The sequence below is a fragment of the Candidiatus Paracoxiella cheracis genome, assembly GCF_049348705.1.
Taxonomy (GTDB): Bacteria; Pseudomonadota; Gammaproteobacteria; order Coxiellales; family Coxiellaceae; genus Paracoxiella; species Paracoxiella cheracis.
The window spans coordinates 1984158-2009630 of record NZ_CP186485.1; the positions used below are offsets into that span (position 1 = coordinate 1984158).

Annotated in this window: 20 protein-coding genes, 3 tRNA genes, 3 rRNA genes, 2 pseudogenes and 1 riboswitch; of the genes and pseudogenes, 10 read left to right on the plus strand and 18 right to left on the minus strand. The window is 42.4% G+C overall.

Annotated features, from left to right (window positions below; genetic code table 11):
• Nucleotides 1-5: 5 nt before the first annotated feature.
• Together ACJMKR_RS10435 and hemF are read left to right on the plus strand one after the other, a co-directional pair.
• A complete protein-coding gene (locus tag ACJMKR_RS10435; RefSeq protein ID WP_423062999.1) occupies nt 6-773 on the plus strand; it encodes an HAD-IB family phosphatase in 768 nt (255 codons plus the stop codon).
• 36 nt (nt 774-809) lie between these two features.
• A complete protein-coding gene (gene hemF, locus ACJMKR_RS10440) occupies nt 810-1715 on the plus strand; it encodes an oxygen-dependent coproporphyrinogen oxidase (RefSeq protein WP_423063000.1) in 906 nt (301 codons plus the stop codon).
• Between the two features lie 39 nt (nt 1716-1754).
• On the opposite strand, the gene pnuC is transcribed toward hemF, so the two are convergent.
• Both pnuC and ACJMKR_RS10450 read right to left on the minus strand, forming a co-directional pair.
• On the minus strand, nt 1755-2363 hold the full coding sequence (gene pnuC / locus ACJMKR_RS10445; protein WP_423063001.1) for a nicotinamide riboside transporter PnuC: 609 nt from the start codon (nt 2361-2363) through the stop codon (nt 1755-1757).
• A riboswitch (TPP riboswitch) is annotated at nt 2353-2464 on the minus strand. It overlaps the preceding gene by 11 nt.
• A 76-nt stretch (nt 2465-2540) precedes the next feature.
• Nucleotides 2541-2711, minus strand: coding sequence for a hypothetical protein (locus ACJMKR_RS10450; protein WP_423064281.1), 171 nt, complete (start codon nt 2709-2711; stop codon nt 2541-2543).
• Here ACJMKR_RS10450 and ACJMKR_RS10455 point away from each other — a divergent pair.
• Together ACJMKR_RS10455 and ACJMKR_RS10460 are read left to right on the plus strand one after the other, a co-directional pair.
• Nucleotides 2643-3623 (plus strand): ornithine cyclodeaminase, encoded by a 981-nt coding sequence (locus tag ACJMKR_RS10455; protein ID WP_423064243.1) that lies wholly within the window; start codon nt 2643-2645, stop codon nt 3621-3623. The two genes, ACJMKR_RS10450 and ACJMKR_RS10455, sit on opposite strands and share 69 nt — an antisense overlap.
• A gap of 11 nt (nt 3624-3634) precedes the next feature.
• Nucleotides 3635-4240: a chorismate mutase gene (locus ACJMKR_RS10460; RefSeq protein WP_423063002.1), complete on the plus strand. Its 606-nt coding sequence runs from the start codon at nt 3635-3637 to the stop codon at nt 4238-4240.
• Between the two features lie 178 nt (nt 4241-4418).
• Here ACJMKR_RS10460 and ACJMKR_RS10465 read toward each other — a convergent pair whose 3' ends face one another.
• Nucleotides 4419-5312 carry an IS982 family transposase gene (locus ACJMKR_RS10465; RefSeq protein ID WP_423062298.1) on the minus strand — a complete coding sequence of 298 codons (894 nt, stop codon included), beginning with the start codon at nt 5310-5312 and terminating at the stop codon, nt 4419-4421.
• A 149-nt stretch (nt 5313-5461) separates the two neighbouring features.
• Nucleotides 5462-5629 carry an alpha/beta fold hydrolase gene (locus tag ACJMKR_RS10470; RefSeq protein WP_423063003.1) on the minus strand — a complete coding sequence of 56 codons (168 nt, stop codon included), beginning with the start codon at nt 5627-5629 and terminating at the stop codon, nt 5462-5464.
• An 85-nt stretch (nt 5630-5714) separates the two neighbouring features.
• On the opposite strand from ACJMKR_RS10470, the pseudogene ACJMKR_RS10475 reads away from it, so the two are divergent.
• Nucleotides 5715-6465 (plus strand): annotated as a pseudogene (locus ACJMKR_RS10475) (IS1 family transposase).
• On the opposite strand, the pseudogene ACJMKR_RS10480 reads toward ACJMKR_RS10475, so the two are convergent.
• The 6 genes and pseudogenes from ACJMKR_RS10480 to dsbD form a co-directional block, all read right to left on the minus strand.
• Nucleotides 6462-7112 (minus strand): annotated as a pseudogene (locus tag ACJMKR_RS10480) (alpha/beta fold hydrolase). The pseudogenes ACJMKR_RS10475 and ACJMKR_RS10480 sit on opposite strands and share 4 nt — an antisense overlap.
• Nucleotides 7112-8455, minus strand: a complete 1344-nt coding sequence (gene accC, locus ACJMKR_RS10485) for an acetyl-CoA carboxylase biotin carboxylase subunit (protein WP_423063004.1) — start codon at nt 8453-8455, stop codon at nt 7112-7114. The pseudogene ACJMKR_RS10480 and the gene accC overlap by 1 nt, the downstream one beginning before the upstream one ends.
• Nucleotides 8456-8461: 6 nt before the next feature.
• Nucleotides 8462-8944, minus strand: a complete 483-nt coding sequence (gene accB, locus ACJMKR_RS10490; protein WP_423063005.1) for an acetyl-CoA carboxylase biotin carboxyl carrier protein — start codon at nt 8942-8944, stop codon at nt 8462-8464.
• Entirely contained in the window at nt 8944-9399 is a 456-nt protein-coding gene (aroQ, locus tag ACJMKR_RS10495; RefSeq protein WP_423063006.1) for a type II 3-dehydroquinate dehydratase, read from the minus strand. The genes accB and aroQ overlap by 1 nt, the downstream gene beginning before the upstream one ends.
• 173 nt (nt 9400-9572) lie before the next feature.
• On the minus strand, nt 9573-10802 hold the full coding sequence (locus ACJMKR_RS10500) for a hypothetical protein (protein ID WP_423063007.1): 1230 nt from the start codon (nt 10800-10802) through the stop codon (nt 9573-9575).
• Between the two features lie 31 nt (nt 10803-10833).
• Nucleotides 10834-12636 (minus strand): protein-disulfide reductase DsbD, encoded by a 1803-nt coding sequence (dsbD, locus tag ACJMKR_RS10505; RefSeq protein ID WP_423063008.1) that lies wholly within the window; start codon nt 12634-12636, stop codon nt 10834-10836.
• Between the two features lie 119 nt (nt 12637-12755).
• On the opposite strand from dsbD, the gene ACJMKR_RS10510 reads away from it, so the two are divergent.
• The 4 genes from ACJMKR_RS10510 to ACJMKR_RS10525 all read left to right on the plus strand — a co-directional run bounded on the left by ACJMKR_RS10510 (nt 12756) and on the right by ACJMKR_RS10525 (nt 16789).
• A complete protein-coding gene (locus ACJMKR_RS10510; RefSeq protein ID WP_423063009.1) occupies nt 12756-13985 on the plus strand; it encodes an OprO/OprP family phosphate-selective porin in 1230 nt (409 codons plus the stop codon).
• Nucleotides 13986-14028: 43 nt separating this feature from the next.
• Nucleotides 14029-14742 (plus strand): outer membrane beta-barrel protein, encoded by a 714-nt coding sequence (locus ACJMKR_RS10515; protein ID WP_423063010.1) that lies wholly within the window; start codon nt 14029-14031, stop codon nt 14740-14742.
• Nucleotides 14743-15196: 454 nt separating this feature from the next.
• Nucleotides 15197-15514 carry a hypothetical protein gene (locus ACJMKR_RS10520; protein ID WP_423063011.1) on the plus strand — a complete coding sequence of 106 codons (318 nt, stop codon included), beginning with the start codon at nt 15197-15199 and terminating at the stop codon, nt 15512-15514.
• A gap of 297 nt (nt 15515-15811) precedes the next feature.
• On the plus strand, nt 15812-16789 hold the full coding sequence (locus ACJMKR_RS10525; RefSeq protein ID WP_423062509.1) for an IS5 family transposase: 978 nt from the start codon (nt 15812-15814) through the stop codon (nt 16787-16789).
• A gap of 146 nt (nt 16790-16935) precedes the next feature.
• Here the strand turns inward: ACJMKR_RS10525 and ACJMKR_RS10530 are convergent.
• Nucleotides 16936-17012, minus strand: a tRNA-Ile gene (locus ACJMKR_RS10530).
• Nucleotides 17013-17248: 236 nt separating this feature from the next.
• Between ACJMKR_RS10530 and ACJMKR_RS10535 the strand changes: the two genes are divergently transcribed.
• Nucleotides 17249-18226 carry an IS5 family transposase gene (locus ACJMKR_RS10535; RefSeq protein ID WP_423062587.1) on the plus strand — a complete coding sequence of 326 codons (978 nt, stop codon included), beginning with the start codon at nt 17249-17251 and terminating at the stop codon, nt 18224-18226.
• Between the two features lie 28 nt (nt 18227-18254).
• Here the strand turns inward: ACJMKR_RS10535 and ACJMKR_RS10540 are convergent, their stop codons facing one another.
• The 7 genes from ACJMKR_RS10540 to ACJMKR_RS10570 all read right to left on the minus strand — a co-directional run bounded on the left by ACJMKR_RS10540 (nt 18255) and on the right by ACJMKR_RS10570 (nt 25340).
• Nucleotides 18255-18542 (minus strand): linear amide C-N hydrolase, encoded by a 288-nt coding sequence (locus tag ACJMKR_RS10540; protein ID WP_423063012.1) that lies wholly within the window; start codon nt 18540-18542, stop codon nt 18255-18257.
• 165 nt (nt 18543-18707) lie between these two features.
• Nucleotides 18708-19079: a linear amide C-N hydrolase gene (locus ACJMKR_RS10545; RefSeq protein ID WP_423063013.1), complete on the minus strand. Its 372-nt coding sequence runs from the start codon at nt 19077-19079 to the stop codon at nt 18708-18710.
• A gap of 143 nt (nt 19080-19222) precedes the next feature.
• Nucleotides 19223-19338 (minus strand): 5S ribosomal RNA (rrf, locus tag ACJMKR_RS10550).
• A gap of 113 nt (nt 19339-19451) precedes the next feature.
• Nucleotides 19452-23082: ribosomal RNA gene (locus ACJMKR_RS10555) — 23S ribosomal RNA — on the minus strand.
• Between the two features lie 228 nt (nt 23083-23310).
• Nucleotides 23311-23386: transfer RNA gene (locus tag ACJMKR_RS10560), tRNA-Ala, on the minus strand.
• Between the two features lie 242 nt (nt 23387-23628).
• Nucleotides 23629-23705: transfer RNA gene (locus ACJMKR_RS10565), tRNA-Ile, on the minus strand.
• Between the two features lie 94 nt (nt 23706-23799).
• A 16S ribosomal RNA gene (locus ACJMKR_RS10570) occupies nt 23800-25340 on the minus strand.
• The 16S, 23S and 5S rRNA genes sit together here with 2 tRNA genes alongside, the layout of an rRNA operon.
• Nucleotides 25341-25473: the final 133 nt, after the last annotated feature.

Consider the following 25473-nt stretch of genomic DNA (forward strand, 5'->3'; position numbering starts at 1 on the left):
GCACTATGGCAATACAGTCTTGGCACTTAAAACACACTATCGATGCTATCGTTTTCGATTGCGATGCTACCTTGAGTCAAATCGAGGGCATCGATGCATTGGCTAAAGTCAACGGCGTTGAAGAGCGCGTGCGTTTATTGACTGAAGAGGCGATGGAAAAAAGGGGTCTCAACAGTGAAATTTATCGGCAGCGTTTGGAATTAGTGAGACCAACGGCATCGCAGTTAGCAGCATTAGGTGATGATTATTACGCGCACTTAACACCGGATGTGGATCGTGTTATTCAGGTGTTTCAACGACTTCATAAATCTGTTTATGTGATTTCTGCCGGCATCCAGTCAGCAGTTGAAAGTCTTGCGGCACGTTTAAATATTCCGAGAGAAAATGTTTTTGCAGTAGCGGTGTATGTTGATGACAATGGAAATTATAGTGGCTATGATCCCAGTTCACCCATGACGCGCCAACACGGTAAACGTGAAGTGGTTGAGGCCTTAAAGAAAAAACATCAGCATATGTTACATATTGGTGATGGTATGAATGATGTGGAAGCGGCTGCTATCGTCGAACGTTTTGTCGGTTATGGCGGTTCATACTTTCGAAAACATATCGCATCGTTATGTGATTTTTATATCACATCGCAGTCTATCACACCGCTGCTTCCGCTGGCGTTAACATTGGAAGAAAGTGAAAATTTAAATGCCTCTGGAAAAAAAGCCTATGAGCAAGGTTTATATCATATTGATAACGGTGAAGTGTTCATTAAATTGAAATAGTGGTAACTGTGTCCCCTAACATCCTTTGAGATTACAATGAATATCGATGCAATAATTTTTTATTTAAAAAAACTTCAGGATAATATTTGCCTAGCATTAGAACAAGAAGATGGTCGCGCCAAATTTCATGAAGATAATTGGCAACATGAAACAGGTGAAGGTGGCGGTAGAACGCGTGTGCTTACAGAAGGCGCTGTGTTTGAAAAAGCTGGTGTGAATTTTTCACACGTAAAAGGCGAGCAATTACCCAGTGCAGCAACAGCAAAACGTCCCGAACTAAAAGGTTGTGCGTTTCAAGCTACGGGTGTTTCTTTAGTCATTCATCCACACAATCCTTATGTGCCTACCTCGCATATGAATGTACGATTTTTTATGGCGGAAAAAGCCGATGCGGATCCAGTTTGGTGGTTTGGTGGAGGCTATGATTTAACGCCCTATTATGGGTTTGAAGAAGATTGTCGGCATTGGCATGAAACGGCAAAAGCAGCTTGCGATCTATTTGGTCCTGATGTTTATAAAAATTATAAAAAATGGTGCGATGATTATTTTTATTTAAAGCATCGTCAAGAGCCTCGCGGTATCGGTGGATTATTTTTTGATGATCTTAATGAATGGGGATTCGAGCGTTGTTTTGAATTTATTAAAAGCGTTGGCGATAGTTTTATCGAAGCATATTTACCGATTGTAGAGCGTCGCAAAAATATCGAATATGGCAATCGAGAGCGTGATTTTCAATTATATCGCCGCGGCCGCTATGTAGAATTTAATTTAGTTTATGATCGTGGTACATTATTTGGGTTACAGTCCGGTGGTCGCACCGAGTCGATATTAATGTCTTTGCCGCCACTCGTTACATGGCAGTACGATTGGCATCCTGAGCCTGGTAGTGATGAGGCTAAGTTGTATGAATCATTTTTAGTGCCAAAAAGTTGGGTTAATTAAATGGCAAGCAATTGAAATTCCTCACTGACGCTCCGAAGTCTATTCGGGCGCGTAGTTGCCAGACAACAATGTTGGGTTTTGTTTTGCAATTAAATGGCGCCATCGGATAAAACCAGTGACCGCCAAACCCAAGTAAATAATCAACAAAATACTATGCGCGGGAATATCTTTATAAAAATATAACCCGACATAAATGGCATCCACGACAAACCACAAAATCCAATTTTCAATAATTTTCTTACAAATCATCCACTGTGCGATTAAACTCAAAACGGTGGTTGTGGCATCAAGATAAGGCACTTGCGAATTCGTAAAATGCTTTAATAATTCAGCAACCGAAAAAATTCCAGCAACAGCAATCACACATAAAATGAATGCTACACGCCACGTTAAATGTGTAATCGCTAACGCCTCATTACGATTATTTTTATGAGTCCACATATACCAGCCGTAAAACATCGAAATAAAATAAATGCCGGCAAGTGTCATGTCGCCGTAAATGCCGGTTAAGCCGTATAAAGTAGCATCCAGCACTGTCGCGACGAGGCCAAGAGGCCACGCCCATTTATCGGCTTTGACATAAAAAATGGTGGAAAGTAACGCAAAAACTGCCCCGACAATATCGAGGGTATGTATGAATGCTTGCATAATGTACTTCTTCCGCCGGTGTTAACCGGATCAAGTTCGATGGGTTTTACCCGCCAAGGACAATCTCAGCCGATCATTTGTCGGCACCCCAGACAAAGGATGAAGATAGGGCAGTGCGCAAAAAATGTCAAGAATCGTTGCCTGGAGCCGCTGTTACCTGCTACAGTATTTAAATGTTTAGGGGCTGTTTGCAACAGCTTCTTTTGGGAATTCAGGAGCTTTATCATGGTCAGAATCATCACCGTTGACGACATTAAAAGCTTGATCCGGAAGGTCACCATCGAAAAATTTTTCGAACTCTTGGTCGAGAAAATGAGGGACTGCTTTAATCGCTGGCCGGAATTTCACAAAATACCCCGGAGTGTGACTCACTTCGACTTTGGTGTGATTGAGTTAATGCCGATCTGGGGTAAAGATTACTATTCCGTAAAATACATTAACGGTCATCCCCAGAACCCACAGCAAAATAAACAAACGGTGGTGGGCATCGGCATGCTCGCAGACGTAGCGACGGGTTATCCAGTATTAATTAGCGAGATGACAATACTAACGGCACTTCGCACGGCGGCGACGTCAGCACTTGCGGCTGAGTTTATAGCAAGAAAAAATTCAAAAACCATGGCAATGATTGGTACGGGTGCACAAAGCGAGTTTCAAGTATTGGCGCATAAGGCGTTGTTGGGCATTGAAAAGGTAAAATATTTTGACTTAGATCCTGCAGCCATGGAAAAATTCGCGCGCAACTTGGCAGGTTATTCTATTGAGTTAGAAGCGTGTCAGGATGTGCAATCTACTATTCATCAAGCCGATATTATTACAACGGCAACGGCAGCAAAAAAACAAGCACATATTTTAAAAGAAGCTTGGCTTGAGCCGGGTGTTGCCATCAATGCCGTCGGGGGTGATTGTCGCGGTAAAACAGAGTTGGACCCTAAAATACTTCATCGCAGTAAAATTGTGGTTGAATTTATTGAACAAACGCAAGAAGAAGGTGAAATACAAAATTACAAAGAAAAAGAAATTTATGCAGAATTATGGGAACTCACCAGTGGTAAAAAACTAGGGCGTACGTCCGATGATGAAATAATGGTATTTGATTCTGTTGGCTTTGCGCTCGAAGATTATGCCGCGTTGCGATTAGTTTATAGTTTAGCAGAGGACTTTCATGTGGGTCACATGTTAGATATGGTGCCTGATTGCAAAGATCCTAAAAATTTATTTGGTTTGTTAGCAGTAACAAATAATTTAATATCGACTTAGATGGATAACATGTGAAAAATGATGAGCTAAAGACAGAAGATCATCCCGAGCTTTTGTTTCTAAGGGCATTGATCGATAATGTCGATTCAGCGATTTTATCTATTTTATTCCGCCGTGCCCAACTCGTTAATTTTATCATCGAATACAAAAAATTGCATAAAATCGATCTGTCGCGCAGCAAGTTGCGTGAAAACGCTGCAAAAGAAACAGCGGATTTTGCAGCAATGTTGAGTTTAAGAAAGGTGTTTGTGCAAAAAATCCTGAACCATCTTTTTGAAGCAAACGATCACTTGTACGATAGTAAAATTTCGGCAGGTGGCGAGCAATTTTTGGTGTTCAACGAAAGCATGTTACAACAGTTTAATGGCACATTAAAAAGCTTAGATATGTCATTTTGTATTTTATTGTCAGAGCGTATGCAGCTAGTAAACCAAGTGGGGAAATATAAAAAACAACACAATATCTTGCCGCTTGATCAGGCGCGTTGGGAAGCTGTATTAAAATCAAAAACTGAATTTGCAGAATCATTAGGTATTGATGCTGATGCTGTTCGCAAACTTTATTCTATGATTCATGAGGAAGCTCTGATCATTGAAAGACAGTATCAAGAAAAATAAATAGTTAAGGGCATCTCTAGACCAATTAAAGAATTTCAATTGCTTGCTTATCGTGATTGAGGTTGCTGTTTTTCGGGAATCACCATCCTTGGCTGCTAAGTACCTCCATGGTACTTACGCCCGCAAAATAATAACCTCAACCCCTATCCATCATTGAAATCAATAAAGTATTTTAACCTCAGTTCTGGATAACTGCGTATAAATTATTCTTTATATTGTTGGTTTTTATTCCTGGTTTGTTTGGTCGCCAAGAATAGGCAATTAGCGCTGCAAGGGTATTGACTAAAAAATTAATCGGACTACGATGACGCGAATGCTCAACATGATACAAGTTTTTCAACTGATCGATAATCGTTTCTACGATGCCACGTTGTTTTAGGAAAAACTTTTCAAATGCAGAAAGCATTTTGTTCTTCATATTTTTACGGACTTTTGTCACAAATTTTAAATCGTGTTTTGCCAAATCGTCCGCAAGATCTTTTCCAAGATACCCTTTATCGCCAGCGCCCAACCCCTTTAAATTAGCCATTAATTTTCTAACAACAGCGCGATCATCCACGTTCCCTTTCGTTAAACAAAAACGGATTAATTCCCCTTGATGATTAATCACAATATGTAGTTTAAAGCCGTAAACCCAGCCCATTGTGCTTTTACTGCGTTTAGCAATGCCTTTGAAAACCTTGTTTCGATAAATTCGTTTATTGTGGCATACGCGTAGTGTAGTTGAGTCAATATAATACAATCCCGTGTGTTTGCCCTTTCTCGAAAGCAAATAGGCGGCGAGCATCATTAGCGCTGCTGATTGGCAGGCGACAAAACGTGTGTAACTCAGCGCCGTAGGAAAATACTTCTTCATGTCTTGTAAAACACATCCACAATAAAAATCCTTAAATGTGCGATAGTGACTCATTTGAAACAACACAATGATGGTGCCAATTTCAGACAAGCTCATTTGCATCGCTCGATCTCGTTTTCTGTCTGGGTTCGGTAGCAAATACTTTGATTGACCTTTCAAATAATCCTTGCAAAAATCATCCATATCACAAAAAATCTCCGTGACCGGTGCCAACATGATTAACTCCTGTTACATTATTTAGCTGTAATTTTGGAGCTAAATTTTAGCGGTTCCGGTCTTTTTTTCAATTATTTCATTCACTTATTCCTTTTCTTATACAGAACTCAGGTTATTTTAGGTTTTCAAGACAATTTCAAGGAGTGCTTTTAGGATTGCAAAAAATTCAAAATTTCTTTGCTGGCTTCATTGGGAACTTCTATAGGGCTGCCGTGGCCGCCGGGCAATAATGCCTCCGATACATGTTCAATGCTGTTAATAAGTTCTTTGGATTCGCGTGGTAACGCAATAATATCTTCTTCAGCGTAAGCGACCAATGTTTGATTTTTAGGTAGTGCCTCATTTTTGTTGATGTGATATATTTTGGTATTTCAGAAAATCATTAGGATAAGGATTGCATGAATGGCAAGAATCAATGTTGCTTGCCCCTGCTGCTGTTTACATGAGGTTGTAAAATTTGGCGTCAGCAGTACAGGAAAGCAAAGGTTTCAATGTAAAAATAATGCTTGTGAGAAAAATACATTTCTTCTAGATTACACACATAATGCTCGTGCCCCTGGTGTTAAAGATAAAATAGTTGATATGGCAATGAATGGTAGTGGCGTCAGAGATACTGCACGCGTTTTACGTATTAGCATTAACACTGTTATTGGTGAATTAAAAAAAGGGTGAAGGTTTGGAGAGCGTCAATACACGACTTTTAAAGGAAAAAGAATCACTTGGTGCGTCTGTTACTGTTAATGTTGTACAAGTTGAAGAAGCGGAGCTGGATGAAATGTGGAGTTTTGTTCGAAATAAACAGAATCAACGTTGGCTTTGGCATGCGATTGATCACCATACACATGAGGTGTTAGCTTATCATTTTGGTCCAAGAAAAGATTCAGCATTTAAAGCACTGAAAGAAAAACTGAGCTCATTTGATATCAACTTTTACTATACAGATGATTGGGGTGCTTATGAAAGACACCTGCCTCAATCAAAACATTTGGTGGGAAAGCAAAATACCCAAGCGATTGAACGAAAGCATCTCACGTTGCGCACACGAATAAAGCGATTAGCGAGAAAGACGATTTGCTTTTCTAAACTGGATAAATTGCACGACATTGTCATCGGATTATTTATCAATAGGCACGAGTTTGGGAGGGTTATTTAGATGCCATCAACAAAAATGAGGCACCACCGATTTTTAATATTTTTGAGTTGTGAGTGTGAATCGAACGTTCTTAATACATTCGATTGACGAATTTGGTCTTCTAATGATTGTGGATAAGGATTATTCAGAATGGCTTCTCGTTGAAGTCGCATTCTTTCTTTATCTTTTAAAAATGCATAGCCACGAACCCAAGGTAAAATAGCATCGATTTGGCATTCGAGAGATACTCCTGCCTTACGCAACTTTATTAAAGCATCGAAACAATAAGTCGTAACGGTATTCCATTTAGGAACGCTGTTGAGAATGACTAATTTATCGATGGCATGTCCATGTTTAATGCTAATCATTTGGGCGATGGTACCACCCATGGATTGCCCTATAATATGAGGTTTTTATAAACCGAGCGAGTTAATTAGATCGATTGTTCCATCGGCCATGATTTCGGCGGTTAACGTTTCATGGTTGTCTTTGGTTTGCCCAGCTCCCCGATTATCAAATAACAGCACTTGAAAGTTTTTAGCAAACGCATCTAACATCAATGTCCAGTAAGTGTGATCTCCTGTGTAACCGGTAATAAAGACAACCGGTTTTCCTTTGCCGTGTAGTTCGTAATAATAATCAACACCGTTCACAGAAATTTTTGCCATTAGCGCAATCCTAATTTTTTCTCTAAATAGTGAATGTTTTGCCCGCCCTTTCGAAACTCTGGATCTCTCATTAAATCTTTGTGCAAAGCGATGTTAGTTTTAATGCCTTCAATCACTAATTCTTCAAGCGCATTGATCATGCGCACGATGGCAATTTCGCGTGTTTCGCCATACGTGATTAATTTCCCAATTAATGAGTCGTAGTACGGTGGTACGCGATAACCGCTATATAAATGAGAATCCATACGCACACCAGGTCCGCCCGGTGCATGATACAACGTGACGGTGCCAGGACACGGCATAAAGTTTTTAGGATCTTCGGCATTAATACGGCATTCGATGGCATGACCACGAATGACAACATCATCTTGTGTGAAGCTTAATGGTAATCCTGACGCCACTCGAATTTGCTCTTTTATAATATCGATACCGGTGATCATTTCAGTCACGGGGTGTTCTACTTGAATACGCGTGTTCATTTCGATGAAATAAAATTCGCCATTTTCGTAAAGAAATTCGAATGTGCCCGCGCCACAATATTGCATTTCTTTACAGGCCTTCACGCAACGCTCGCCAATTTCGGCGCGTTGTTCGGGTGTAATGCCAGGCGCTGGCGCTTCTTCGATAACTTTTTGATGACGACGTTGCATCGAACAATCACGCTCACCTAAGTGAATGGCGTTACCGTGCATGTCTCCTAATATTTGTACTTCAATATGGCGCGGATGTTGCAGAAACTTTTCCATATAGACTTCATCGGTGCCAAATGCGGCAGCCGCTTCGGTGCGTGTCATGGCAATGGCATTAATAAGATTTTCTTCGTGCTCGACAACGCGCATACCACGTCCGCCACCACCACCGGATGCCTTAATTAAAACGGGATAACCAATCTCGCTCGCAATTTTTAAATTCTTTTCTGAGTCGTTGGTCAAAGCGCTATTGGATCCTGGTATGCAAGGGATGCCCGCACTTTTCATGGTTTTAATGGCAGATACTTTATTTCCCATTAATTTAATGGTCTTATGATTTGGACCAATGAATTTAAAGCCGCTTTTTTCGACTTGCTCAGCAAAATCAGGATTTTCTGCTAAAAAACCATAGCCAGGGTGAATAGCATCGGCATGAGCAATTTCTGCTGCACTAATGACAGCAGGAATACTGAGATAACTTTCCGCACTATTCGATGGACCAATGCAAACAGCTTCATCCGCTAATTTAACGTGCATTAAATTTCCATCCGCATTCGAATAAGCGGCTATAGTATGAATGCCCAATTCTTTACAAGCGCGGTGTACGCGTAGCGCAATTTCACCGCGATTTGCGATTAAAACTTTTTCAAACATGTGTCATTACTCGTCTGAATCGATAATAAAAAGTGGTTGATCATATTCAACAGGCTGTTCATTTTCCACTAAACGCGCACTGACCACTCCTGATTTGTCGGCTTCAATTTTGTTGAACATTTTCATGGCCTCAATGAGGCACAATGTATCGCCCACCGTAACACGTTGGCCGACTTCGACAAGTGGTTTTGCGCCCGGCGTAGATGCAAGGTAAACCGTTCCCACCATCGGCGCTTTAACAGCATGGCCTTCTGGTGTTTGATCCACAATCGTTTTTGATTCTTCACGAATCTTTTGTTTTTCGATATGTTGCGGAATATTATCTTGCATGGGAGTCGTTGCAATCGGTGTTGCAGTTGTAATTTGTGCTGAAGGCGTACCCGGTAAACGGCTAATGCGAACAGAATCATCACCTGTTTTCACCTCAATCTCACCAACACCCGTTTCATTAATCAATTCGATTAGCTTTTTAATTTTGCGAATATCCATTACTTGGACCTCGATTCATGTGTTTTCAAATAATGGTTGGCCGCATCAAGGGCCAACTGATAACCATATGCACCAAAACCACTAATCACCCCAATGGCGATGTCAGCCAAGTATGATCGATGCCGAAACGATTCACGGCTTAGCACATTGCTAAGGTGAGTTTCGATAAACGGAATCTCTACAGCCAATAAAGCATCGCGTATTGCGATGCTGGTATGTGTGAACGCACCTGGGTTGATGATCACAAAATCAATCTTCCCCCTGGCCTGTTGGATGGTATCGATAAGTTCATGTTCAGCATTGCTTTGCAGCGATATAATCTCGTGTCCAAGTTGCTTCCCTTGTGCCTCAAGGGTGGAGATAATGTTCGCCAGCGATTCCGAGCCATAAGTTTCAAGCTCACGAATGCCTAGCATGTTCAAATTTGGACCATTTAGGATGAGGATTTTAGCCATATTGGTATTATGCACCAATATCATGTTCTTGTCGAATTTGATGAAATTAGCGACAAGATCGCTGCAGATAGCGGCATATTCAAGATCATTGGGTTATTTTGTTCAAATTATTAATAGATGGGCATCTTCCCTATTTGAAAGCGTGACAAGTCTAACAGATATCACAAAAATGTCTATTCGCTCGGTATCCCAAATAAAACCACAGCAAGCATGAGTAGCGTCAGCGCGCCATACAAGAAAAACCGTGACCATCGTCGCCAAAGCTTATGGTCTTTGAAACAGAGCATTAATGCCATGAAAGTGTGTATTGCATAGTAGAGGGCAAATGCCTTTGAGGCAAGCGAAATGATCTCAAAAATATTCGTAACCCAGGTTAGAAAGATGCCAACAATAGCCATGAGTAAAAAATTGATTTTGTCACTGATTTTTTTGTGAGAGGCTTCTGCCAGTAGTTCGCCTCCCCCAATAATATCTGCAACGGAAGCACTAAATTGACTCATGATTGCGCCAATCACTAACACAATCGCTAAACTTGGGGCAACGATATAACTAATATGAACGATGGTAATTTCATTAATTTGAGTAATTTTGTTAAAAAGCACCATGGCAAGAGTGACAAAAACCACATAAATAATGCCGGAGAGGATTTGTGCATAGCGCATGGTTTTAATTCGCATAGATGCAGTATAAGCATCACCCATGTAGCGTGAAATCTCAAAACCTTGAATGATGATTAAAATACCCAGTATTTTTTTGATAACAATGTTAAAACTTTGAGGAGTGGTAATCTTAAGTGCCCAGCGCCCGTGATAAATTTCTATTGCGTTATAGACTAGTAAACTTATGATTAATGTAATAATCACGCCTAACTTTGTGTTCACACTGTATTCTGCTAGTCGCTCCAGAGATTTTAATCCACGGAATAAGCCTGTAATACCGATAAATAGTAAAATAATGCTCGTTAATAAGTTTGACGAGAGACCGTGAAAATCTAATCCTAATGGTTTAAAGATAAATGCCGATAAAAGTTTTAAATAGAAAGTTGCTGAGATGATATAGGCGATGCCTAAAATGGGTCGTGATAATATTTCCAACTTGCAAACCCAAAGATGTTTTTGTTTTTCATCTTTTAATAATGGCTCTAAATATAGAATATTACAACGCATTGCCGCGCCGAGCGCATAGGCAACGATGACAACTATGAGCATAATAATGGGCGCCCATTTCCCAACTAATAACACTAACAACGGAGTTGAGACTAAAAAACCACTGCCGATAATGGAAGCAAGTGGAGTAACAGTTGCCTGCCAAAAAGTGGATTGACGAACCTTTTTGCTAAATAAAAATATCATCGCCCCAATCATGGGGATGAAGATGATGAGGTTGATGAATATCTTTTCCATGACGTTCATCCGTGTTGAGCGTCCTTTTTGATTATAAGTGTTTCATTATGGTTTGTAGATGTTTTAAGAAAGCAGTTGCTGACATTTCACCGACGATGCGCGAATCAGCAATTTCTTTTCCATCAGGGCCAAAGAATAAGATGGTTGGGGGTGCTACGACTTGAAAATGTTTTTGAAGTTCACGTGCTTGGAAATTATCTTTGGTGACGTTGGCACGCAACAATCGAAATGGTCGTAATTGTTTTTTTACTTGTGGATTATTAAAAGTGTAATGATCCATCTCTTTACAGGCTATGCACCAATCAGCATAGAAATCCAACATCACAGGCTGATGTTCTGATCTTGCTGATTGTAATTGCTGTTGTGCTTCTGTCAGTGTTTTAACAGGAATAAATGTTAATCCTGTTTGCTGGGCTTGCTTGTCATGAGTTGTAGGTAGGTTTAAAGGGTCAAGCGGATTAGAGTTGCCCATAAAGGCGGCGATGATTAGCACGATGCCATAAATAAATAACACGATACCTAGTGTTTTTCTAAGTTTTTGCCAAATATTGGTAGAGGTTTTAAAAGTGCCGAGGACGATAGCAACGCCCAAAGCCAAAATAGCCCACAAGGCCATCGTTACTGGTCCCGGTAGAATTCTTGAAATCATCCAGATAGCTACGGCAAGCATTAAAACGCCCAAAACATATTTAATGCCATCCATCCAAGGGCCGGCTTTTGGTAATAGTTTTGCGCTGAATGCACCAATGATTAATAATGGTACTCCCATTCCAATGGCCATAACGAATAAAGCAGTGCCACCCAGGACCGCATTGCCGCTTTGACTAATATAGGCGAGTGCGCCGACTAAGGGGGGTGTCACGCAGGGTGACAGAATGAGTGTCGATAAACATCCCATAATGGCCGCACCAACATAACTGCCATGTTTTTGGTGATTGCTCATTTTGGTTAATTTATTTTGTAATGCTTGGGGTAGTTGAATGTTGTACAGGCCAAACAGCGATAATGCCATAGCCACAAAAATCAAACTAAATACAATAATAATCCAGGGTTGTTGAAAAACGGCTTGCACGGAGTGACCAATAAATCCAAAAATGATTCCAGCGATAGCATAGGTAATGGCCATCCCCAGCACATAAGCGCATGAGATGATAAAAGCATGTGTATGAGTAACTTTGTGACCCTTGCCGATGATAATGCCGGATAAAATGGGAATCATTGGTAAAACGCAGGGAGTTAATGAGAGTAATAATCCAAACACAAAAAATCCAATTAAGATCGTAAAAAGATTATGATTTTGTAAAAGCTCAACAATTTTACCTTGTTGGGAAGGTTGCGCTTTTGTAGTCGAGGTTGTTGTGATAGGCGGAAGGTCAACGTCTATGGGTTCCACTGGAACCATATAATTTCCCGCTAAGTTGATCGGCACAATTTTTGTTTGGGGTGGGTAACAGTAAACTTGCTCGGAACAGCCTTGATAATGCACTTTGACAACAATTGTTTTTGCAGTGCTGTTGATGACAGGCACAGCGATTTGTAAATTGCCGCTGTAGACAGGCAGTTTCCCAATCCCCGGATAGTCTTTTATAACAGTTGTAATTGGAAATAACGGTTGCCCGAGTTCGTCTTTTTGAGGATTCCCTGGGCTAAAGTGAATACGGTCGCGATAAAGATAAAAGCCCGGTTTAATTTTCCACATGCCGACGATGGTTTGATAATCTTTTGCGGTTGCCGTGAATTGAAACGCTTGATCGGCTGGAATAGGCTGTTCTTGCGTTTCCCCAATGGCTGGTAGCGTAATGATAAGCAGTAGTAACAGCAGTAATCGTTTCATAGTGGATAATGATCTAGCAAGTTAGGTGGGATTGCAAGGAATAAACAGGGACTAATATGGCAGTGTATCTCTAATGTCCTGTTTGGGAACAAATTTATTTAGTGTTAGAATGATAGGTCATGAAATCGAACAAGGATGGTTCATTGTTAACGTATTCTAGGCAAGTTTTTCGTTACATTGTCCTATTTATCCTGTTATGGGTGCTATTTTTCTTTTCCATAAATGCTTTTGCTGTTAGTGCTGGTTCGGGTGGTCCTTACCGTTGGCATCGTCGCATTCAAGGTCCTGCATATAGTTCGCCTAATTTTGATTTTTATTTTGGCGGTTTCTTGCAAGCGGATTTGATGTCATTGTATGGGGCAGCGCCCGAGTTGCAAGGCATATCGAATTGGCGTGACGGTCGTGTTTCGCTCGGCTTTGATTTTTATAAATATTGGAAAATTAATATTGTTTATGATTTTAAGTTTGGGCAATTGCTCAATGCTTATTTTGCGTATGTTGGCACCTATTCTACGGTGATGGTGGGACAAGTGTTTCCAGTTTTTGGTATCGCAAATACGGCGGACACATCACAAATTACGTTTTTAGAATTACCCCTACCAGTTTTCCCGTTTAGCACTGCCTATTATCCGGGTGTTGAAGTGGGTATTTATAGAAGCCCCTTTACGCTTTATGCGAGTGTTTTTGGTGCTCAATTGGGAACTGTGGTGCACGGTCGAAATCCGATAGGGGGAACAATCAGTGCGACATTTTCACCGATTCATACGCAGACAAAAGTATTTGTGGTGTCATTGTCCGGTTGGCAACAGGCCATTGACAGTTTTCATGCTCTTGGCCTTGATTCACCGCCAGAGTTAATTGCAACGAATGAAGGGTCATTGATTGGTATTGGCACTGTTGGCAATGTCAAAAATTTTCAATCGTTTGATGGTGGCATGGCTGGTGTGTATGGTCCTTTTTCGATGCAGGGTGAGTATATTGACACTTGGGTCAATCGAGTGCATTCATTTCCTACGCTGAAATTTCATGGGTTTTATGTGACTGCTAGTTATTTTTTAACAGGTGAATCACGGTTATATAGTTTTAAAGACGCTGGTTTTGTCGGCATTACTCCGATCAACGGAAAATACGGTGCTTGGCAAGTTGCGCTGCGTTATAGTCAATTAAATTTGATGAGTCAGGATGTGACGGGTGGTCGTGAACGTAATATTACCGTGGGTTTAAACTGGTTTCCCTTTCAGCAATTTGCATTTAAATTTAATTATATTCATGCCATGGCGCGACCTAATTCCATGGGTCAAAATCAAACAGCAAATATGTATATATTGCGTCTGCAAGTTGTGTTTTGATATGATGGACATCGCCTGAACATTCCGATAAAAAGGATTTTTGATGTCTGTTAAACACCTCGGTTTCCTCTGTGCACTTTTTTGCAGCAGTACATTCGCAGCTAACGGCATTCCTATCCCCAACTATACTCCAGCACTTTACGGCCCTTATCTTGAAGGCGAATTAGGTGCCGCAATTGTAGATTGGAAACATTTTGGGAGTCAGTTTGGACCGCGTGTTTTTGCTGATGGTGTAGCTACCGGAACTCGTTATGCAGAGGGCGGACTTATGGGGGGTGTTGATGGTGGTTATCAGTTTAATAAAAATTTTGCAGTTGAGGTGGGTGCCATCGCATTACCTCGTGCTAAGGCAACGGGGGAGTTTTCACCATTGGCGTCTCCGGTGAGTTCAGAAGCAAACACTTTTTTCCTGTATGCAGGTGGAAAGATACAAAAGCAATTTGCAATCGATAATTTTGTTTTTTTTAAATTAGGGGCCGCTTATCGCTACACTAGTTTTCGTGCTAGTTCAGAGATAACCGGTGATAGTTTTTCACAAAAGGGATATCATTTTTTGCCGATGTTTGCCCTTGGGATGACTCATTTTTTCACACCTGCTTTTTCAATTAATTTTGAATATATGCACGTGCCCGCTATTATACAGCATTTTGTAACTTTTCCAGGAGGAAATGTGAGTTCCGTGAATGCGCCTGCCGCTAATGTTTTCTTAATTGGTTTAGGGTATATGTATAATGGTACTTATCAGGGCATTGAATAACCCGAAAATAAATCTCTCTTTGCCGCAATTGAAAGTTTTTTAATTAGCTAAAAATAGATTTATAGACGAGCTCTTCAGGGTAGCTCTTGAAATTGTTTTTAAAAACCATAAAACATTTTATCGATTTCAATTGCTTGCCAATACGAGAAGAGGTTCGTGTTTTCGGGAGGCGCCATCCCTAGGCTGCTTAGTGCCATCCTGGCACTAACGCCCGAAAACACGAACCCCTTCTCTTTGCCGCAATTGAAAGTTTTTTTAATTAGCTGAAAATAGATTTCGAAAAATGTTCTTCACAAAATTCTAATAAATTATAAAATTTTTAATTGAGATCAAGTGACTAAATGAATTTCCCATAAAAATTTTCATGGTAATTTTACTTATGTTATACTGGGTTCTTTCATGGAATCCATTTTCTTTAATGGATTTAATAAATTTTTAACGAGGAGCATTCGTTATGAAAAAATCTACTTTATTATCGCTAACCACCGGTCTTGTCGCTGTTTCTTTTTCTTTTAGCGCATTTGCAGAAAGTTGCTCAGTAGGAGTAGCTTGCGGCGGCAACAACAGCTACAAATATTACAAAGCTCAACCGCGAACTATTGATATGAGCGGTTTTAAAAAAGGCGAGTGGGTAAGATGCGTAACAACTGATGCTGTTGATGCTAAAAATATTGCTCTAGGTATCACAGGCGCTCAACCTTCAGGTGTGAAATTTAGATATATGCCCTCTGATTCGGGTACTTTTGCATCTAAAAAGGGAGCACCTTACTAGATTCAATTAGAAAGTGGTGCAGACTCCGCAACGGTTGAACTTTCTGTTGGTTATATGAAAAATTTTGATCATCGTGACAAGATTTTATTCCCATTTACATGTGAAAAAGCGGATGCAAAACCCAGCGGACATATTCTGGAAAAATCATTCTAATCTAATAATTTTTTTCGGGCGGCTTTTGTCGCCCGATTTTCTTTGATGGCTTTGTTGCCTAACTAAAACATGAACAATCTATGTAATTTTTGCTGTCTATATTATAATCAGCACCCCAGGATTTTCAAGCAGAAGGCGGTTCATATGCCAAATAAATATCCAAACAAAAAAGGCTGGACGATTCCCAAGCAGAAATACAAGGTGAGCAATTGGCGTGAATATAATAATGCATTACGCAATCGTGCCAATATTGAAATCTGGATATCCGATGATATTATTCATTCGTGGTATGAAAAAGATCGTGTGTATGATGGCAAAGGCGCACCCCAAAAGTTCACGGATCTTGCGATCATTACCTGCCATGAAATTCGGCAAGTTTTTCGTTTAGCGTTGAGGCAATGTCAAGGGTTTATGAATTCAATTTTCAAGATGAAAGCCCTTAATATAAAATCACCGGATTACAGTTGCTTGTCAAAACGGTTAGCGCTTTTAACTATTCAGTCGCCTCGTTACAGGAAAACGGAATCGGCAGATAAAAGCGTTGTGGCTATCGCCCTTGACTCCACTGGGTTAAAACGGTTTGGCAGAGGTGAATGGCATCAGGAAACATATACATTATCAGCCAAACGGAGTTGGCGTAAATTGCATATAGCCGTTGATAATAAACATATTATTCATGGTAATGATTTAACGGATCGCTTTACGGCGGATTGCCAAAGCGTTGCAACGTTATCAAAGCAACTTACTTGCAAAGTGGGCCATGTCAGCGCCGATGGTGCCTACGATAAGAATCCTGTTTATGAAATATTATCAAATTACTTTAAAGGAGCCGCTATAATAATGCCGCCTGATAGTGATGCTGTTTATGATAAAAATAATCATACACAACGTAATGGTAATGTTAAGCAACTAAAAGCATTGGGCCGAATGGCTTGGCAACGAATAAGACAATACGGTTATCGGAATTATTCAGAGTTGGCGATTCAACGCTACAAAAGAATATTGGGTAGTACGTTACATGCTCGAGATTTTGTACGGCAAAAAATCGAATCAATGATCGGTTGTGGTGTGTTAAATAAAATGACACGGCTAGGAATGCCGGCGAGTTATCGTTGCGCCTAAATTTTGCGACACAGACAAAGCCGTGAGGTTAGGCAACAAAGCCCCTGTTAAGTAAGATTTTATTAGACACAACTGATAATATTAGACAGTGTATATTTTATAGGCAAGCGTTTCTTGCTGTAACTTTTTCTTTTTATTGATTTTATTGGTGGGCCCACTAGGACTTGAACCTAGGACCAACGGATTATGAGTCCGCTGCTCTAACCAACTGAGCTATGGGCCCCTGAGCAAGGCCCTTACCTTAGCCTTACCCCCCTTTAGAGTCAAGCGGAGCATGCCTGCTATTGGGCTTTCTGTAGGATATCTCCCACAGAAAGATAATCTGATTTCGCACGGCAGGATTTGTTTAGGTAATATAGCATGGCTTTGTTGCCTAACTAAAACATGAACAATCTATGTAATTTTTGCTGTCTATATTATAATCAGCACCCCACGATTTTTAAGCAGAGGGCGCCTCATATGCCAAATAAATATCCAAACAAAAAAGGCTGGACGATTCCCAAGCAGAAATACAAGGTGAGCAATTGGCGTGAATATAATAATGCATTACGCAATCGTGCCAATATTGAAATCTGGATATCCGATGATATTATTCATTCGTGGTATGAAAAAGATCGTGTGTATGATGGCAAAGGCGCACCCCAAAAGTTCACGGATCTTGCGATCATTACGTGCCATGAAATTCGGCAAGTTTTTCGTTTAGCGTTGAGGCAATGTCAAGGGTTTATGAATTCAATTTTCAAGATGAAAGCCCTTAATATAAAATCACCGGATTACAGTTGCTTGTCAAAACGGTTAGCGCTTTTAACTATTCAGTCGCCTCGTTACAGGAAAACGGAATCGGCAGATAAAAGCGTTGTGGCTATCGCCCTTGACTCCACTGGGTTAAAACGGTTTGGCAGAGGTGAATGGCATCAGGAAACATATACATTATCAGCCAAACGGAGTTGGCGTAAATTGCATATAGCCGTTGATAATAAACATATTATTCATGGTAATGATTTAACGGATCGCTTTACGGCGGATTGCCAAAGCGTTGCAACGTTATCAAAGCAACTTACTTGCAAAGTGGGCCATGTCAGCGCCGATGGTGCCTACGATAAGAATCCTGTTTATGAAATATTATCAAATTACTTTAAAGGAGCCGCTATAATAATTCCGCCTGATAGTGATGCTGTTTATGATAAAAATAATCATACACAACGTAATGGTAATGTTAAGCAACTAAAAGCATTGGGCCGAATGGCTTGGCAACGAATAAGACAATACGGTTATCGGAATTATTCAGAGTTGGCGATTCAACGCTACAAAAGAATATTGGGTAGTACGTTACATGCTCGAGATTTTGTACGGCAAAAAATCGAATCAATGATCGGTTGTGGTGTGTTAAATAAAATGACACGGCTAGGAATGCCGGCGAGTTATCGTTGCGCCTAAATTTTGCGACACAGACAAAGCTGTGAGGTTAGGCAACAAAGCCAATAAACTCAACGACTATGCTATTTCCCGCTGCATCCGTAACAATGACGTGCACAGGAAAAACAACGTTAGGATGAGTAGGGAGAGACAATGGTTGTGCAAAGACGCGAACGTTTGATAACGCCTGCTTTACCTCTGCAGTTGTACTGAAATTACCCAGAATCCAATCCCCTAGATAAAGGTACGATAATGCTTGCTTATCTTGATCGGGAGATATGCTTTGAAACTGCGTAATTCCAAGCGTGTCGCGATGCTCGTGATAGATTATTGCCATCCCTGTCAATAATCGACTCGCAATACGCGACAACTTAAATAGCCGCGGACGTCCTCGTCGCCCGCGCTCCGCGACCTCACGGCTCGACTACGCACGGGCTCTCAAATGACTTGACGGCTCGTAAAGATTTTTTGCAGTCGCTTACGCTCGGCAAAAAATCCGAGCCTACCGCGGAATACGCGCCTTCGCTTCGCTCTCCATGGCGCGCATCGCAGGTAAATATAGAAGACCAAAGGATAGGCCTTTTTCATTCATACCATCGACAGGATGATTCTGTCCGAAAAAATTGAGGTAAAGGTAGCCAAACTTCGATGTGCAGGACAAGCCGGGATTGCCGTCAGGAGCCGTCACTTTAAATTCGACGCCGCGTGGTGAGCTAGTAATTTGTGAGTTTAAATCAGGGCCGAATTCGAGTGTTCTACCAACAACGACTGCACCATCTTGTGCTTTAATCATCGTTTCAGTACAGGCAAAGGCCGGTGTAGATACAAAACAAAAAATTAAAAAAGTAAAAACTAAAGTCCTTAGCGTCAACATATCACACTCCCTGTCGATAGGTTGTCACCAATATTACCCTATTTTTCAAAAAAGTAAACCCAGGTGGGATGTTCTCAAATTTAGTCAGCTCATATAAAAAAACCCCGTCATTGAATAAATGACGGGGTTTTTCAGAATTAAAAACCTGGCGGTGACCTACTTTCACATGAGGAGACCTCACACTATCATCGGCGCGGAGCGTTTTCACTTCTGAGTTCGGGATGGAATCAGGTGGTTCCCACTCGCTATTGCCGCCAGGAAACTGGTGTTTCCGCAATGCAGAAAAACAATCGGTGAAATATAAAGTTGAGTTATTGTATTCGTCGCAATAACGTTTATTTTATCGCACAATCAAAAACCCTGTAGGGTTGTATGATCAAGTCGCACGATTAATTAGTACAGGTTAGCTTCACACATTACTATGCTTCCACACCCTGCCTATCAACGTTGTCGTCTTCAACGAATCTTTAGGGACTTTAAAAGTCCGGGAGATCTTATCTTGAGGGGGGCTTCCCGCTTAGATGCTTTCAGCGGTTATCCCGTCCGTACTTAGCTACCCGGCAGTGCCATTGGCATGACAACCGGAACACCAGAGGTACGTCCACTCCGGTCCTCTCGTACTAGGAGCAGATCCTCTCAAATCTCCAGCGCCCACGGCAGATAGGGACCGAACTGTCTCACGACGTTCTAAACCCAGCTCACGTACCACTTTAAATGGCGAACAGCCATACCCTTGGGACCGGCTACAGCCCCAGGATGTGATGAGCCGACATCGAGGTGCCAAACACCACCGTCGATATGAACTCTTGGGTGGTATCAGCCTGTTATCCCCGGAGTACCTTTTATTCGTTGAGCGATGGCCCTACCATTAAGAACCACCGGATCACTAAGGCCTACTTTCGTACCTGCTCGACTCGTCAGTCTCGCAGTTAAGCACCTTTATGCCTTTGCACTCAATGCACGATTTCCGACCGTGCTGAAGGTACCTTTGCACTCCTCTGTTACTCTTTTGGAGGAGACCGCCCCAGTCAAACTACCCACCATACACTGTCCCCATCCCGGATAACGGGACTAGGTTAGAGCCTCAAACATGTCAGGGTGGTATTTCAAGGTTGGCTCCACTAGAGCTAGCGCTCTAGCTTCAAAGCCTCCCACCTATCCTACACAGACATATTCAAAGTCCAGTGTAAAGCTATAGTAAAGGTTCACGGGGTCTTTCCGTCTAGCCGCGGGTACACTGCATCTTCACAGCGATTTCAATTTCACTGAGTCTTGGGTGGAGACAGCGTGGCCATCGTTACGCCATTCGTGCAGGTCGGAACTTACCCGACAAGGAATTTCGCTCGGTTAACTCTCTTCTGTTTCCAAAAGAGCCGGACTATATCTTAATTTGCTTCGCAAGGTTATTCATTTGAGTCTTTATTTTTCTAATTTCGTCAACTCCTGATGATGTCAAATGAATATTCATTTCCATCATTCTTAAAATTTTACGAAATTTTTTAAACTCAATGCCTTTCTGTGTTTTTAACAGATGTTTTTCAAAGAAAGGAATAATGATCTCTTGCAGATGCTTTAAACTTCTTACTCGATAAGCCATTCGATCAGCATGGTTAGATCTAACCACACCACAACCAAAATAACCTTTTAGAGCATGAAGTACTTTAATGTCTCGTTTGTGTTGTACAACAGTAAATTCAGGTAATACTTGAAAACCTGTAGTCATTTCATGATGCTTATTTATTGCAACATGGAAACAACCTTCACCATCAACAAAACCAACGATCCATTGTGCTTCTAGTTTCATATGCAAACTCCAAACATGTAGTCTCTGAGGATTCTGATATTTAGTTTAGGTCTAAATACATCTCACTATTAGTAATAAAACTTACCATTAATGCTTCTTTCTTACTTCATGGCTTACTTTAAATTGAGTTGCACAATCATCTCCTTAATGATGATTTATCAGCCTTTCCTGCGGATTGTCCCCTTGTCTCTTAGATTTTTACTGCCACAATACATAAGTTGTGGTGAGTACTAAAGAGTTTTTGAGAAGTTTCCCGCATATAGTTTGGTTTTACTAAGGCTAGCTATTAACCTTAGGACCGTTATAGTTACGGCCGCCGTTTACCGGGGCTTCGATCCGGAGCTTGCACCCCATCACTTAACCTTCTGGCACCGGGCAGGCGTCACACCCTATACGTCCTCTTACGAGTTTGCAGAGTGCTGTGTTTTTAGTAAACAGTCGCAGCCACCTGGTAATTGCAACCCTCTTCAGCTCCAGTCGCAGGACCTTCACTTACAAAGGGCGCACCTTCTCCCGAAGTTACGGTGCTATTTTGCCTAGTTCCTTCACCCAAGTTCTCTCAAGCGCCTAAGTATTCTCTACTCGTCCACCTGTGTCGGTTTGGGGTACGGTTCCACAATATCTGAAGCTTAGAGACTTTTCCTGGAAGCGTGGCATCAATCACTTCATACGACAAGTCGCATTTCGTCATCGTGTCTCAGAATTAAGTTCCCGGATTTGCCAAAGAACTCTTCCTACTCACTTAAACCACCAACCATCAGGTGGCTGATCTAGCCTTCTCCGTCATCCCATCGCAATATTGTGAAGTACAGGAATATTGACCTGTTTCCCATCGACTACGCATTTCTGCCTCGCCTTAGGGGCCGACTCACCCTGCGCCGATTAACGTTGCGCAGGAAACCTTGGACTTTCGGCGTGTAGGTTTTTCACCCACATTATCGTTACTTATGTCAGCATTCGCACTTCTGATACCTCCAGCAAACCTTTCGATTCACCTTCGCAGGCGTACAGAACGCTCCTCTACCGGTTCCGAAGAACCCCGCAGCTTCGGTATACAGTTTGAGCCCCGTTGAATCTTCCGCGCAGGACGACTCGACTAGTGAGCTATTACGCTTTCTTTAAAGGATGGCTGCTTCTAAGCCAACCTCCTAGCTGTCTGAGCCTTCCCACATCGTTTCCCACTTAACTGTAATTTTGGGACCTTAGCTGGCGGTCTGGGCTGTTTCCCTTTTCACGACGGACCTTATCACCCGCCGTGTGTCTCCCGTGCTAAAACTTCTTGGTATTCGGAGTTTGCATCGGTTTGGTAAGCCGGGATGGCTCCCTAGCCGAAACAGTGCTCTACCTCCAAGAGTCATACACGAGGCGCTACCTAAATAGCTTTCGAGGAGAACCAGCTATCTCCGAGCTTGATTAGCCTTTCACTCCGATCCACAACTCATCCCCTAATTTTTCAACATTAGTGGGTTCGGGCCTCCAGTCAGTGTTACCTGACCTTCACCCTGGCCATGGATAGATCGCTCGGTTTCGGGTCTACTCACTGCAACTAAACGCCATTTCTGACTCGGTTTCCCTACGCCTCCCCTAAACGGTTAAGCTTGCTACAGCAAGTAAGTCGCTGACCCATTATACAAAAGGTACGCAGTCACCCATCCGAAGATAGGCTTCCACTGCTTGTACGCATACGGTTTCAGGTTCTATTTCACTCCCCTCACCGGGGTTCTTTTCGCCTTTCCCTCACGGTACTAGTTCACTATCGGTCAGTAAGTAGTATTTAGCCTTGGAGGATGGGCCCCCCATCTTCAGTCAAGATAACACGTGTCCCGACTTACTCATCGTTACCACTTTATTCGCCCTTTCGCATACGGGGTTATCACCCTCTATGACTGCACTTTCCAGAGCATTTTGCTAGAACAAATAAAGATTATGTAACTGGGCTGTTCTGCTTTCGCTCGCCGCTACTAACAGAATCTCGGTTGATTTCTTTTCCTCTGGGTACTTAGATGTTTCAGTTCCCCAGGTTCGCCTCATATACCTATGGATTCAGTATATGATAGCCCCGAAGGGCTAGGTTTCCCCATTCGGAAATCTCCGGATCATTGCTTGTTTGCCAGCTCCCCGAAGCTTATCGCAGGCTACTACGTCCTTCATCGCCTCTTACTGCCAAGGCATCCACCGTATGCGCTTATTCACTTGATCATACAACCCTAAAAAATTCAGGATTGCATGCCAATTAAATATAACGATAAAAATAAACGCTGGTTATTATTGTAAGAATACAATATACCCAATATAAACAGTAAACCAAGTTTGCACTCGGTTTACAGCGCCTTTACATTTCACCAAATTGTTAAAGAGCAATGTTCTGTCCAGAAGACAGAAAACTAGTGACTATTTTTCAATCAACAGCTTTCTTTCATCTGAAATTGGTGGAGCCAGGCGGGATCGAACCGCCGACCCTCTGCTTGCAAAGCAGACGCTCTCCCAGCTGAGCTATGGCCCCCCCCCTACTGGTCCTTTTTCCTTTATGCTTCGTTATGCTCTCTCTTCAGTCGGTCACGTACTTATGTACGCTCCCTCCTTCATCGTTCGCATGCCTCGCCTAACGAAAAAATTACTTCGTAAGCATTTTTAATTCACGCAACCCTTTTTTCAAGGTTGAATTTTGTGCTGATCAAGGCAAAAAACCAACGAGGTTTATTACCAATAAACAAGGAGGTTTTTAACACAGAGCAGCGCAAAATTTGGTGGGTCTGGGGGGACTTGAACCACCGACCTCACCCTTATCAGGGGTGCGCTCTAACCAACTGAGCTACAGACCCAGGCTCGACCACAGGCTCTGGGCCTGCATCCTACATTCAAAACTAAGAAGGCAATTTGAGTGAGTACTAATGTAGTACCTTAATCACTAAAAAGTAAGGAGGTGATCCAGCCGCAGGTTCCCCTACGGCTACCTTGTTACGACTTCACCCCAGTCATAAATCATACCGTGGTGAGCGGCCCCCCCGAAGGTTAGCCTACCCGCTTCTGGTACAACTTACTCCCATGGTGTGACGGGCGGTGTGTACAAGGCCCGGGAACGTATTCACCGCGACATTCTGATTCGCGATTACTAGCGATTCCAACTTCAAGGAGTCGAGTTGCAGACTCCTATCCGGACTAAGAGCAGCTTTTTGGGATTAGCTCCACCTCGCGGCTTGGCAACCCTTTGTACTGCCCATTGTAGCACGTGTGTAGCCCTACCCGTAAGGGCCATGATGACTTGACATCATCCCCGCCTTCCTCCGGTTTATCACCGGCAGTCTCCTTAGAGTTCCCGACATTACTCGCTGGCAACTAAGGACGAGGGTTGCGCTCGTTACGGGACTTAACCCAACATCTCACGACACGAGCTGACGACAGCCATGCAGCACCTGTCACTCAGTTCCCGAAGGCACCAAGTCATTTCTGACAAGTTCTGAGGATGTCAAGGGTAGGTAAGGTTCTTCGCGTTGCATCGAATTAAACCACATGCTCCACCGCTTGTGCGGGCCCCCGTCAATTCCTTTGAGTTTTAATCTTGCGACCGTACTCCCCAGGCGGAGAACTTAACGCGTTGGCTTCGCTACTAAGAGGTAAACCTCCCAACAGCTAGTTCTCATCGTTGACGGCGTGGACTACCAGGGTCTCTAATCCTGTTTGCTCCCCACGCTTTCGCACCTCAGTGTCAGTATTGGTCCAGATAGCCGCCTTCGCCACTGGTGTTCTTTCCGATATCTACGCATTTCACCGCTACACCGGAAATTCCACTATCCTCTACCATACTCTAGATATCCAGTATCGGGTGCAATTCCCAGGTTAAGCCCAGGGCTTTCACATCCGACTTAAATATCCACCTACGCGCGCTTTACGCCCAGTAATTCCGATTAACGCTTGCACTCTCTGTATTACCGCGGCTGCTGGCACAGAGTTAGCCAGTGCTTCTTCTGTGGGTAACGTCAACGCTTAAGAGTATTAATCTTAAGAATTTCTTCCCCACTGAAAGTGCTTTACAACCCGAAGGCCTTCTTCACACACGCGGCATTGCTGGATCAGGGTTTCCCCCATTGTCCAATATTCCCCACTGCTGCCTCCCGTAGGAGTCTGGGCCGTGTCTCAGTCCCAGTGTGGCTGATCGTCCTCTCAGACCAGCTATGGATCGTCGCCTTGGTAGGCCTTTACCCCACCAACAAGCTAATCCAACGCAGGCTCATCTTTTAGCGCGAGGTCCGAAGATCCCCCGCTTTGCTCCGAAGAGATTATGCGGTATTAGCCCGAGTTTCCCCGGGTTATCCCCCACTATAAGGTAGATTCCTACGCGTTACTCACCCGTCCGCCGCTTGACGCCTGGAAGCAAGCTTCCATCGTTTCCGCTCGACTTGCATGTGTTAAGCATGCCGCTAGCGTTCAATCTGAGCCAGGATCAAACTCTTCAATTATAGAATCGAAGTGCCTAGTAAACTAGGCAAAAAAAGGGCTCGACACAAAACGCACAGTTTGCTGCGAATTCTGTATCGAATAACTAAATGAGTGATTTAGATATCAACACAGTACCCACACAAACTGCCTTCA

Bases quoted from the DNA above. Each gene is read 5' to 3' on its own strand.
- ACJMKR_RS10525 (WP_423062509.1), top strand. From the start codon at position 15,812: ATGCCAAATAAATATCCAAACAAAAAAGGCTGGACGATTCCCAAGCAG.
- ACJMKR_RS10465 (WP_423062298.1), bottom strand. From the start codon at position 5,312: ATGTTGGCACCGGTCACGGAGATTTTTTGTGATATGGATGATTTTTGC.
- ACJMKR_RS10535 (WP_423062587.1), top strand. From the start codon at position 17,249: ATGCCAAATAAATATCCAAACAAAAAAGGCTGGACGATTCCCAAGCAG.
- ACJMKR_RS10520 (WP_423063011.1), top strand. From the start codon at position 15,197: ATGAAAAAATCTACTTTATTATCGCTAACCACCGGTCTTGTCGCTGTT.
- ACJMKR_RS10510 (WP_423063009.1), top strand. From the start codon at position 12,756: ATGAAATCGAACAAGGATGGTTCATTGTTAACGTATTCTAGGCAAGTT.
- dsbD (WP_423063008.1), bottom strand. From the start codon at position 12,636: ATGAAACGATTACTGCTGTTACTACTGCTTATCATTACGCTACCAGCC.
- accB (WP_423063005.1), bottom strand. From the start codon at position 8,944: ATGGATATTCGCAAAATTAAAAAGCTAATCGAATTGATTAATGAAACG.
- ACJMKR_RS10500 (WP_423063007.1), bottom strand. From the start codon at position 10,802: ATGGAAAAGATATTCATCAACCTCATCATCTTCATCCCCATGATTGGG.
- hemF (WP_423063000.1), top strand. From the start codon at position 810: ATGAATATCGATGCAATAATTTTTTATTTAAAAAAACTTCAGGATAAT.
- aroQ (WP_423063006.1), bottom strand. From the start codon at position 9,399: ATGGCTAAAATCCTCATCCTAAATGGTCCAAATTTGAACATGCTAGGC.
- accC (WP_423063004.1), bottom strand. From the start codon at position 8,455: ATGTTTGAAAAAGTTTTAATCGCAAATCGCGGTGAAATTGCGCTACGC.
- ACJMKR_RS10545 (WP_423063013.1), bottom strand. From the start codon at position 19,079: ATGTTGACGCTAAGGACTTTAGTTTTTACTTTTTTAATTTTTTGTTTT.
- ACJMKR_RS10515 (WP_423063010.1), top strand. From the start codon at position 14,029: ATGTCTGTTAAACACCTCGGTTTCCTCTGTGCACTTTTTTGCAGCAGT.
- pnuC (WP_423063001.1), bottom strand. From the start codon at position 2,363: ATGCAAGCATTCATACATACCCTCGATATTGTCGGGGCAGTTTTTGCG.
- ACJMKR_RS10540 (WP_423063012.1), bottom strand. From the start codon at position 18,542: ATGGCAATAATCTATCACGAGCATCGCGACACGCTTGGAATTACGCAG.
- ACJMKR_RS10435 (WP_423062999.1), top strand. From the start codon at position 6: ATGGCAATACAGTCTTGGCACTTAAAACACACTATCGATGCTATCGTT.